Raw genomic sequence first — 10,975 nt, forward strand, 5'->3', positions numbered from 1 at the left:
GTCTACGACACGCTACGCGAACGCAAAATCTAAAATTGGTTGACTTCCGCGTAGCGGTATTAGCTGTCCCCTTCATTTTTGATCCTGATGCGGCGTTCAAACAACTCTTTAATCACCAGAGTGAAAGCAGCCAATCCGGCTAGTACCACCGAAGCAGCAAAGGCACTTTGGGAATCGTAATTACGATAAGCCCCTTCTACATATAAAGTTAAAGTCTGTGTACGGCCAATTAAATTACTCGATACCACAGCAATAGCACCATACTCTCCCATCGCTCGAGCAGTGGTGAGAATTACACCATACAATAATGCCCAACGAATAGAAGGTAGTGTCACTCGCCAGAAAGTTTGCCATTCACTAGCACCCAAAGTTTTAGCAGCTTCTTCTTCTTGAGTCCCGACTTCTTCTAGTACCGGAATCACTTCCCGCGCCACAAAGGGCATTCCCCCCAACATAGTCGCCAGAGCAATACCAGGAAAGGCAAAGATAACCCTGATATCTAAGGATTGTAGTAGGGGGCCAAGTAACCCATTACGTCCATAGAGGGAGACTAGCATTAAACCTGTAACAATGGGTGAAATAGAAAAAGGCAAGTCAATAATACTTAGTAGCAACGTGCGTCCTGGAAATCGACGGCGGGCAATGACCCAGGCGGCACATAGACCAAAGACAACGTTAAACGGCACTGCTATTGCTACCGCTAGTGCTGTCAACCGCACAGCTTGAGTGAAATCACGGCTAGTAAGAGTGGCAAAAAATGGAGCAATACCCCGGCTAAAAGCTCCAATGAAGACATAAAGAGTGGGGAGCAGCAATACCAGTACAAAATAAGCCACCACTGCCCCAATCAAAATAGTTCTGCCCCAATCTCCAGCTTGCTTGGGTTTTACTCCACCAGATGGAAGAGACTGGTTCGATCTGACATCAAGCACCATAGCGTTGCCTCCAAGTTTGCAAGAAATTCACTGTCAGCAGCAGCAATAGGGAAATCAGCAAAAGAACTGTGCCAATAGCTGTCGCCCCAGGGATGTCGTTTTGTTCGAGGCGTTGGAATACTAAAATGGGAGCAATTAAATCTTTATAGGGAACATTAGCAGCAATCAAGACCACCGAGCCATACTCTCCCACAGCCCTAGCAAAAGCCTGGGTTGTACCTGTCAGGATAGCTGGTATTAGAGGGGGTAATATCACCCGCCAAAAAGTTACCCATCGGGAAGCCCCTAAAGACCAGGCAGCTTCTTCTATTGTTAAATCCAGTTCTTGCAGCACTGGCTGTACAGTACGAACAACAAAGGGGACGGAAATAAACACCATCGCCACCGCCACCCCCAACCGAGTGAAGGAAACTCTAATACCAAAAGGTGTAAGAAGCGAGCCAATCCAGCCTTGCTCACTGTAAACTGTGGCAAGAGTGATACCTGCAACCGCCGTGGGTAGGGCAAAGGGTAGGTCAATCACCGCATCCAAAACTCGCTTAAAAGGAAATTCGTAGCGTACCAGCACCCAAGCTGTAGCAGTACCTGCCACACAGTTAATAGCGGCTGCAAATAAGGCAGTACCAAAGGTTATGCTGTAGGCTGATAGGGCAATGGGGGCAGTGGCCAGTCGCCAAAACTCTGCGGGTGAGAGTGTTGTAGCCCTAAGAATCAAGGCAGCGACAGGCAGCAATAGAACGATGGAAATATAGGTAAGGGTAACCCCCCACGGCAAAGAAAAGTGCTTAAGCCAATTTTTGGGCGCGAGGGAAAAATTAGACTGTGTATTTGAAACTGTCATGGCTAACGAATATGAGTTAGATGCTAACGTCGGGCAATGTTCGCCTGGATGTCGTCAAAAATTGCGCCGTCAGCAAAGAACTTGGGACTGACTTGATTCCATCCGCCAAAATCTTCGATGGTGAACAGGGTAGTGATTTTGGGATAGTTAGCGGCAAATTCTGCGACTACTTCTGGTACTACTGGACGGAAGCCTACTTTGGCGAATTCGCGCTGGGCTTCAGGGGTAAAGAGAAACTGGATAAAGGCTTCTGCTACTTCGCGAGTACCCCGCTTATCAACATACTTATCGACTACGGCAATGGGACTATCGATGGAAATATTGATATCAGGAACTACATAGGGTAAATTTTGTCCCTGCTGTTTCGCTAAGATTACTTCGTTTTCATAGTTGATGAGGGCATCTCCCTGATTTTGGGCAAAGAATGCGTCAGTGGCTTCACGGGCATCTTTCGGCAATACTGGCACATTTGCATAGACTTTAGTGACAAATTCTTTGGCTTGTGCTTCAGTACCGCCTGTTTTAGTTATCTTTCCCCACAAGGCCATGTAGTTCCAACGAGCGCCACCAGAGGTTTTGGGGTTGGCAGTGATTACACTAACATCATCGCGGGCTAAATCATCCCAATTTTTAATATTTTTGGGGTTGCCTTCACGGGTAACGATCGCGCCCACAGAGCGGTGGACAATACCGTTGCCATTGGGTGTCTTTTTCTCCCAGCCTGGCTGAATCAGTCCAGCATCCTGGATTTGTAAAGTATCTGCTGATAATGCTAGAGCTACGACATCTGCTTCTAAGCCGTCAATTACCGCACGGGTTTGAGAGCCTGATCCGCCGTAGCTTTGGTCAAATCTCACGGTCTGCCCAGTTTTTTCTTGCCACTGTTTAGTGAATAGGGGAATAATTTTTTCATAGGCAGTGCGGGTAACGGCGTAGCTTACCAGAGTAATGTCTTTTGTTTGTGAAGCTCCACCGTTAGTGTTGCTAGGAGAGCAGGATGCAGTCGTTACAGTCAAGCTTACTGCTACCAAAAACAGCGAAATAAAACTTTTTAAAGACATTCGTTTCCATCGATTCCAATTATCCAACCACATCCTGACTTTAGTCTCCTTGCTTTAAACTACATCTAGTCAATCAAGTTATAGTATTTTTTAGCTTAGTCATATATATTACAGATAACTAAATCAAATAGCAAGGCAATCACCATAATCTTGACTGAGATTATGGTGATTGCATGACTTTTAAATATGGCAGCTTGATGGAGGTGATTAGCTCTACGAAAATGGCTTTACAGTGCTGAGTAGTGAGTCCTGAGGAAGAAAAAGAGTAATCAACTTGAGTTCGGGTTAAGCCAAAAGCTAAAAAGCTGATTCTGTAAGAGTTAAGCAAAACTCTAAGTGATAAAAGAAGCGATTAAAGTAGAATCATTTTGTCAATAATGGTTACAAATGAGACTAATCTTAATAATATGCGTTATTGAGAATAGATTAAAACAGAGTTTCAAACCGAACAATGAAAAATCAAGGGTTTTGAGGATTTCTGATCCCGCACTCAGGTTAAATATAGGACAGGTTGCTGGATTTAACGCTATTTTCACCTTACTACCTGCCCCTTTTCTGATCCCGAACTCAGGTTTATTAGTACAGTTAATACTGATGTTCAAGCACTCGATAATCTTGGTTTTGAAGTATCCACCTAATATTCTCAGCCTTTGGTGATACGACCTGATTATCACCTTGTGCTGCCTCTAAGCAAACCCTCAATTTTTCAGCTAGTATCTGCACACCTGGTTCTCCCAACATACCTAGATGTGTACCAGGAACTTCGTGAATTTCTACCCCTTGTTTAGCCATTCCACTCCAGCCTCTACAGGGCGCGAACTGACACCATCTCAAAACTTCTTTCGTAGTAAATAAAGTTACCTTGCCAGCATAGGGTTTGGCTACATAATCCGCCATTGTCGCCTGCTTGAGAACTTCTATTAATGCCATGTTGTAAGGGTTGGCATCTTCAGCAAAAGAGTGTTCATTCCACAAATCAAATTTGCTACTATGTTTCCCAGTTAACATGGACTTGAACCAATCCACTTTGGCGAAAACATAGTTCCTTCTATCTACAGATGGTAGTCGCAATAGGGTGAGCCAGTAGACATACAATGTACGCAATAGTGAGGGATGATTGATATACAGACTGGGGTTATATGTATCAAACATTGCTAGTAAAGCCACGCGATCGCCTTGAGCAACTAACTGACGCGCCATTTCAAAAGCAACTGTTCCACCACTAGAGAAACCACCTAACAGATAAGGCCCTTGGGGTTGAACAGTGCGAATTTCTTTGATGTAGTGAGAGGCCATGTCCTCAACTCTAGTGTGGGGTGCTTGTTTACCATCAAGTCCTTGTGCTTGCAGTCCATACACAGGTTGCTCTGCATCTAGGTGACGTACTAAAGTTTGGTAGCCAATAACATTTCCTCCCAAGGCATGGATCAAGAATAGAGGACGTTTCGCATTGCTACCCGGCTGAATTGTCACCAGAGAAGACCAAGAAGTTTTTGTGTTTGATTGGCGGAGAATGCTAGCTAATTGTTCTATGGTTGGTGATTGCAACAAGGTAGCTAAAGGAAGTTTTTGAGCAAATTTCTTTTCAACTTGCGTAAATAATCTTACCGCAAGTAGGGAATTTCCCCCCAACTCAAAGAAATTATCTCTAATGCCAATTGACTGAATACCTAAAACCTCTGACCAAATTTGCGCTAACTCGATTTCTACGGCATTCCTAGGCGCAACAAAGGCTTTTTCTAAGTCCGGTCTTTGGTCAGGGATGGGCAGAGCGCGGCGGTCTACTTTACCATTAGGAGTTAGAGGGATGTAGGCGATCGCAATAAAGGCAGATGGAATCATATACTCTGGCAATTTTTCTTGCAGAAACCGCCGTAATTCATTCATCACAGGTGCAGATTCACCATTTACTACCACATACGCCACCAAACGCTTATTTCCTGGCTCATCTTCCCTAGCTATAACTACAGTTTCCTGTACAGAGTCGTGTTGTGTGAGTACACTCTCAATTTCTCCCAACTCAATGCGGAAACCGCGAATCTTAACTTGATGGTCAATTCGACCGAGGAATTCAATATTACCATCACTGAGATAGCGAGCTAAGTCCCCAGTTTTATAGAGCCGTGCTTCTTTCTTGTCGCTGAAAGGATTGGGGATAAACTTTTGGGCTGTTAGTTCGGGTTGATTTAAATAGCCAGAGGCTAAACATTCCCCACCAATATGCAACTCTCCAGAAACACCAATGGGGCAAGGATTCAGGTAAGCATCAAGAATGTAATATTGAGCGTTTTGGATGGGTTTACCATAGGGAATACTCTTCCAATGCGGCTCGACTTTGCTGATGGGATAATAATTAGACCAAACAGTGGCTTCCGTTGCTCCACCCAAACTAATGACCGCAACCCCTGGGAAGGTGGTTTTAAGTAAATCTGGTAGTGTGACTGGTATCCAATCACCACTCATAAATACTAGGCGCAGTTGGGGATGACAATTACTTGCTTGAACCTTGGGAAAAAAGCCAGCCAGTTGTTGCAGTGCAGGCGGCGCAGAATCCCAGAATGTAATTGGCTCATGACAGAGAATGTGCAGTAAAGCTTCTGGATCTCGAACATCATGGCTAGATACCACCCGAATCGAACCACCTGCGGCTAACAGTCCGAAAATGTCATAAACTGACAGGTCAAAACACAAGGATGTGATAAATAAAACTCTGTCTTCAAAATTAACATTAAATGTTTTGTTCACCCACTCAATCAGGTTGATTACTGGTTGATGACGAACTACAACCCCTTTTGGTGTACCTGTAGAGCCAGAGGTAAAAATCACATAGGCAATATCATTGGAATTAGCAGATATTGGTAAATTTTCTGTAGGTAGTAAATCTAGATAGGAACGATGCCAAACAGAGGGTGTAGGGGTATGAGGTTGTAGGGGTGTAGGGGAAAAAACTTCTTGGTGATTCTCTGGTTTTTTGCCTGCTTCACTATGTGGAGATTTATCTAAACAGATTAAATGTTGTAGTGCGCTCAGTTCTAGCTCATGAATACTAGATAAGAGGCAAGTTTGGGTGACTAGACAGTTAATTTGCAGAGAAGACAGCAGTAATTGAATGCGTGCTTTGGGAAAACTGGGTTCTAGTGGTACATATGCGCCTCCAGCTTTCAAAATCCCTAGGACAGCCGGAATCATTTCTAGCGATCGCTCTAAATATACACCAACTAACACCCCTGGTTTGACACCCAGTTGCTTCAAGTGATGGGCTAACTGATTAGCTCTCCAGTTCAACTCTTTGTAGGTAAGTTGTTCCTCTCCACAAACAACGGCTATAGCGTCTGGTGTCTGCTCTACTTGCGCCTCAAACAGTTGATGAATACAAAGTTGCTCTGCAAAATCTGTTTGTGTATGATTCCACTCCATCAACATTTGATGTCTTTCATCTGTCGTTAATAGTGGTAATTCTCCTAAACACTGCCAGGGATTAGTTGCCATGCTGGACAATAAAGTCTGAAGATGTCCCAGCATTCGACCGATTTTGGCATCGTCGAAGTTGTTTTGGTCATATTTGAGTTTCAATAATAATTCTGACTCTGCATAGCCAACCAATGTCAGAGGAAAGTTAGTTTGTTCTTCTTGCTTTACTTCCAGGTTTTGCCATCTGTCACCCTGAGAACGTAAAGCTGAATTCAATTCATACTTGTCAAATACCAGAATGCTATCAAATAAAGAAGTTCCGCCGGGAACATCACTCCATCTTTGAATGTTGACTAGAGGAGTGTGTTCATAGTCTCGCAACGCTACCCACTGCGATCGCAATTCTTTCAGCCAAGTCAAAAGCGGTTTTTCTCCTGACACCTTGACTCGAACTGGCAGAGTATTGATCAATAATCCTACCATCGACTCCGCCCCAGCTACAGAGGAATGACGACAGGCTCTTGTCGCCCCAAACACAACATCGGACTCACCACTATAACGACTCAGCAATAAAGCCCAAGCACCTTGTACTAAGGTATTCAGAGTGAGTTGATGTTGTTCTGCTAAAGACTGCAACATCGCCGTAGTTTTTTCTGAGAGTCGGATTGCTTGCTCGCCAAAACCGCTTTGATTGCGAGGGGTTGAGTCTACTAATAAAGGCGTGGGTGCAGTGAAGCCTTTGAGCAAGTCCCGCCAAAAACTTTCAGATTTAGACCAATCCTGTTGCTGTAACCATGCGATGTGGTCTTGATAAGGACGAGGTTGAGGAAGTTGTAAGTCTTTTCCTTCGCAGAAAGCATCATAGAAGGTGAACACTTCCTTGATGATGACGGACAAAGAGCGACCATCTAACAAAGCATGGTGAAAAGTCCAAATAAATTGGTAGACAGATTCTTTTATCCGAAATAACGCTAGGCGCATCAATGGCGCGACATTGAGTTCAAAACCCAGCCTGCGATCGCTTTGCAGATAAACTTGCAAGTTAGTTGATTGTTCTGTGTCAGATAAGCCACTCCAATCATGCTGTTCTAAGGGAATTGTTACATCTTGATGCACACATTGCAGAGGTTCTCGTCCATTTTCCCAATCAAAGCTAGTTCTTAAAACTGCGTGTCGTTCTACAACTCTCTGCCATGCTTGTTGGAATGCCACAACATCAATTCTTTCATGTACTAAACAGATCAGTTGCTCAATATCTACTCCCGAATTTTGAGCAACTAGACTGTTAAAAAGCATTCCTTGCTGTATAGATGATAGTTGATATGAATTTTTTAAACTTACTACTTTCATTTTGTTGGTATAAATAGTTTGTCGGGAACAATGATTGTTAAAAATGTAACTATCTGAACGAAAAATTAGATGCTGTAGATGCTTTAAGGTATAAAGTAATTAATAGATGACGACAAAATACTTCATCTATACAATTACTCAATGAATATCTTTAGAAAATACTGAAAATGTAAGAGCATGAGAAAATTCTGCCTTCAATCACTATCAATAGACTTTACCAAGTAATATTTCCGATTCTGTATAAAAATAATGAAGAATAATCTACAGCTTAAAAAGAAAATATAAAGACAAAAATTATATTCCGTGATTTTAAGTATCAAAAATAATATTTAAGGACTGTAATCTGTATAAAAAAATAAATTCGTTCAAGAAAATTCATAACACAAGTATTACATAAATAACGAAGTATTGATTTTTATACACTTCTTTCTCCGAGATATAACCTAAAATAACAAAAGTTATATCCCATGAACTGAAAGCTATTTTTTATTATTCAAACTCCGATACTCCCAAGGATTTGTAAATTTAGCATCACCCCAAATTCCAATCTTTTGCTGTTGCGCTTTGGCTTCAGCTTGTTGTACCAATTCTTTACTAGGACACTTATTTAAATAAGGACGATAAACCTTAGCTAATCCTTCCTGGATTAAAACTTCTTGAACAAAAGTACCGTCTTTTAACCGTACCTCAGCTACTTTGCGTCCATAACGATCGCTATCTGTAATATTCAAGGTAACGCGATCGCCACTTTGTTTGACCAATTGCTCTAATCTTTGCTGCGCTTTCGCACCCCAACTAAATTGATTGCGATCGCGCACTCTTCTACTAGCCTGCTCTTTCCGGGAATGGGCTATTTCTGGCGCATCCATGCAAGCAAAGCGCACAGTAAACTTATTACCCTTGGCATCCTTAACTGCTAAGGTATCGCCATCACTTACACGTTCAACTAAGTCACCAGAAGCACCAAATAAGCGATTGCAGCCCATCAAGCCTAAAATGATAAATCCTGAACTCAACAAAATCAGTAACTTTTTGTTTAATTTAGTCATTATTTCTTCTCCCTGTCCCTTATCCCCTGTCACCTGTCTTCCTCTCATCATTTGCTGATAATACTAATTAGCTATCACTTCTAGATTTAGTATTCCCGTATATCTCTTATAGGACTTACGCACAAATTACGGAATAACGTATCGCTAAAGCGAAAGCTCCGCTCACGCGTAGCGCATACTACAGAGACGCAGATAACACAGAGAAATAAGGGTTTGAGAGAGTTTTTGCGTAAATCCTGCCTTAAACAGAAAAATTTCCTAATCGCATCGAGTTAAGTTCTTTAGTCTGCTGATCCCAATGCCAACGTAATAAGTTAGCTTTTTGATTAGGGGAAATTCCCGGTAAACCTATTGCCTGTCTAGGTGCATTCGTAGCTAAGGCGATCGCAGTTTCTACTTCACAAATACCCCACTTTATCAAGTTCTGTACTCCCACCAATAAGGGTAGAGTTGTCCCCGATAATGTCCCATCTGGTAGCCGTGCAGTGCCGTTTTTTACTTCTATTTCCCGACTATCCCAAGGATAAACCCCATCCGGTAGTCCCAAAGGTGAAAGGGCATCGCTAACTAAAAATAGTCCTTGGCTGGCACGGAGGAGAATTTGTAACATGGTGGGTGTAATATGCTGTCCATCAGCAATAAAACCACACATCACACCAGGATGGGTAATGGCTGCGCCTAATAAGCCTGGTTCGCGGTGATGTAGGGGTGGCATAGCATTGAAGGCATGAGTCACCATTGTTGCACCCAGTTCAAAAGCTTGTTTTGCTTGTACCTCTGTGGCTTGAGAATGTCCTAAACTGATGGTGATACCTAAAGAACGTAAATAAGGGATGACTTCCCCTGTAGAATCTAACTCTGGTGCTAAGGTGATGACTTTAACAATATGAGCGTAATCACCCAAAACCCGCTTTACCTCATCAATGGTTAACGGTAATAAATACTTTGCCGGATGTGCGCCACGCTTTTGATAATTTAAGAATGGCCCTTCTAGATGGACTCCGAGAATCTGAGAACCTGTTTTGGGAGTCGAGATAAAATCTGCAATCACAGCTAGCGATCGCTGTATATTCTCTACTGAAGTTGTCACCAGTGTCGGTAAATATCCATCTACCCCCACATCCCATAAAAATTGGTTGATTTTCTCTAATAAGTGAGAGTTTTCAACAGATAAATCAGGAAAAGCCAAGCCTAAAGCACCATTAATCTGTAAATCAACACCGCCCAAAGAAATCCAATCCCCAGCCACATCTAATATTTGCAATGATGGTGGCGAAACTCGTTTAAATACTGTTCCCATCGGCTGGATTTGCTCAATTATGCCCTCTTGATTAACCGAGAGCATCTGCAAATCTTGGTAGCCAGGGACTCTAGCATTGATAATTTTTATAGGTTGGGAATTGGGCATGGAGAATTAGGCATTGGGCATGATTCATTGGTATTAACTCATGTACCGAATATTTAATCAAGCAAAGTAATAGCGATATATCGAGGCATAGAAATGGAGAGAAGGAAAAAAAGAGGATAATACGGCTTGTTTCTTAACTTTTCACTCACAACTCAGCACCGGCTAAACGCCGCGCTACCGCTAACAGCACTCACAACTCAGCACTCAGCACTCAGCACTCAGCACTTAATATGAGATGATAATTGCACCCTCAGCTTGTTATATTTACTATGTCTCCTGTTGTTGGCATTATTATGGGCAGTGATTCCGATTTGCCCACCATGAAAGATGCGATCGCTGTTTGTGATGAGTTTGGCATTGAGAATGAAGTAGCGATCGTTTCTGCTCATCGGACTCCAGAACAGATGGTGCAATATGCTAAACTTGCTCACCAAAGAGGAATTAAAGTCATCATTGCTGGAGCTGGTGGTGCTGCCCATCTTCCTGGCATGGTAGCATCCTTAACACCATTGCCTGTGATTGGTGTTCCCATCGCTACACGCAATTTACAAGGTGTAGATTCTTTGTATTCTATTGTTCAGATGCCAGCAGGTATTCCAGTCGCCACAGTAGCTATAGGCAATGCCAAAAATGCCGGACTCTTAGCAGTGCAAATTTTGGCTACTCACCAGCCAGAACTACTAGAAAAAGTCCAAAATTACCGTCAAAGCCTATCTGATATGGTCATGGGCAAGCAGGCAAAACTAGAAGAACTAGGATATAACCAATATCTCCAACAAGAATTTTAAAGGGCATTGGGCAAGAAAAGTCAACGAATTTTGGATTTGTTTCACCTACAAAGGGTGTTAAGTAATCTAACAAAATTAATTACACAAATCAATATACACTATAATTTAGGATTTACTTAGATAATAATTGGG

The 10,975-nt window shown here is 42.6% G+C and carries 7 protein-coding genes; 1 reads left to right on the forward strand and 6 read right to left on the reverse strand.

Annotated features, from left to right (window positions below):
• Nucleotides 1–59 precede the first annotated feature (59 nt).
• The 6 genes from cysW to nagA form a co-directional block, all read right to left on the reverse strand.
• The gene (cysW, locus tag VB693_RS28300; protein WP_323269168.1) at nucleotides 60–935 is read right to left on the reverse strand and encodes a sulfate ABC transporter permease subunit CysW; all 876 of its coding nucleotides are present in this window, start codon (nucleotides 933–935) and stop codon (nucleotides 60–62) included.
• A complete protein-coding gene (cysT, locus tag VB693_RS28305; protein ID WP_323269169.1) occupies nucleotides 925–1,776 on the reverse strand; it encodes a sulfate ABC transporter permease subunit CysT in 852 nt (283 codons plus the stop codon). Before cysT ends, cysW begins: the two co-directional genes overlap by 11 nt.
• 23 nt (nucleotides 1,777–1,799) lie before the next feature.
• Complete coding sequence (locus VB693_RS28310) at nucleotides 1,800–2,870, reverse strand: sulfate ABC transporter substrate-binding protein (protein ID WP_323269170.1); 1,071 nt, start codon at nucleotides 2,868–2,870, stop codon at nucleotides 1,800–1,802.
• 552 nt (nucleotides 2,871–3,422) lie between these two features.
• The gene (locus tag VB693_RS28315) at nucleotides 3,423–7,544 is read right to left on the reverse strand and encodes an amino acid adenylation domain-containing protein (RefSeq protein ID WP_416233435.1); all 4,122 of its coding nucleotides are present in this window, start codon (nucleotides 7,542–7,544) and stop codon (nucleotides 3,423–3,425) included.
• A 533-nt stretch (nucleotides 7,545–8,077) separates the two neighbouring features.
• Nucleotides 8,078–8,647, reverse strand: a complete 570-nt coding sequence (locus tag VB693_RS28320; protein WP_323269172.1) for a thermonuclease family protein — start codon at nucleotides 8,645–8,647, stop codon at nucleotides 8,078–8,080.
• 241 nt (nucleotides 8,648–8,888) lie between these two features.
• Nucleotides 8,889–10,055, reverse strand: a complete 1,167-nt coding sequence (gene nagA, locus VB693_RS28325; RefSeq protein ID WP_323269173.1) for an N-acetylglucosamine-6-phosphate deacetylase — start codon at nucleotides 10,053–10,055, stop codon at nucleotides 8,889–8,891.
• A 269-nt stretch (nucleotides 10,056–10,324) separates the two neighbouring features.
• On the opposite strand from nagA, the gene purE reads away from it, so the two are divergent.
• On the forward strand, nucleotides 10,325–10,843 hold the full coding sequence (gene purE, locus VB693_RS28330; RefSeq protein ID WP_323269174.1) for a 5-(carboxyamino)imidazole ribonucleotide mutase: 519 nt from the start codon (nucleotides 10,325–10,327) through the stop codon (nucleotides 10,841–10,843).
• Nucleotides 10,844–10,975: the final 132 nt, after the last annotated feature.

Source organism: Anabaena sp. UHCC 0399, from assembly GCF_034931465.1.
Classification (GTDB): domain Bacteria; phylum Cyanobacteriota; class Cyanobacteriia; order Cyanobacteriales; family Nostocaceae; genus Trichormus; species Trichormus minutissimus.

Excerpts from the sequence above, each read along its gene's own strand:
- purE (WP_323269174.1), top strand. The coding sequence starts at position 10,325 with ATGTCTCCTGTTGTTGGCATTATTATGGGCAGTGATTCCGATTTGCCC.
- VB693_RS28315 (WP_416233435.1), bottom strand. The coding sequence starts at position 7,544 with ATGCTTTTTAACAGTCTAGTTGCTCAAAATTCGGGAGTAGATATTGAG.
- VB693_RS28310 (WP_323269170.1), bottom strand. The coding sequence starts at position 2,870 with ATGTGGTTGGATAATTGGAATCGATGGAAACGAATGTCTTTAAAAAGT.
- cysT (WP_323269169.1), bottom strand. The coding sequence starts at position 1,776 with ATGACAGTTTCAAATACACAGTCTAATTTTTCCCTCGCGCCCAAAAAT.
- nagA (WP_323269173.1), bottom strand. The coding sequence starts at position 10,055 with ATGCCCAATTCCCAACCTATAAAAATTATCAATGCTAGAGTCCCTGGC.
- VB693_RS28320 (WP_323269172.1), bottom strand. The coding sequence starts at position 8,647 with ATGACTAAATTAAACAAAAAGTTACTGATTTTGTTGAGTTCAGGATTT.
- cysW (WP_323269168.1), bottom strand. The coding sequence starts at position 935 with ATGGTGCTTGATGTCAGATCGAACCAGTCTCTTCCATCTGGTGGAGTA.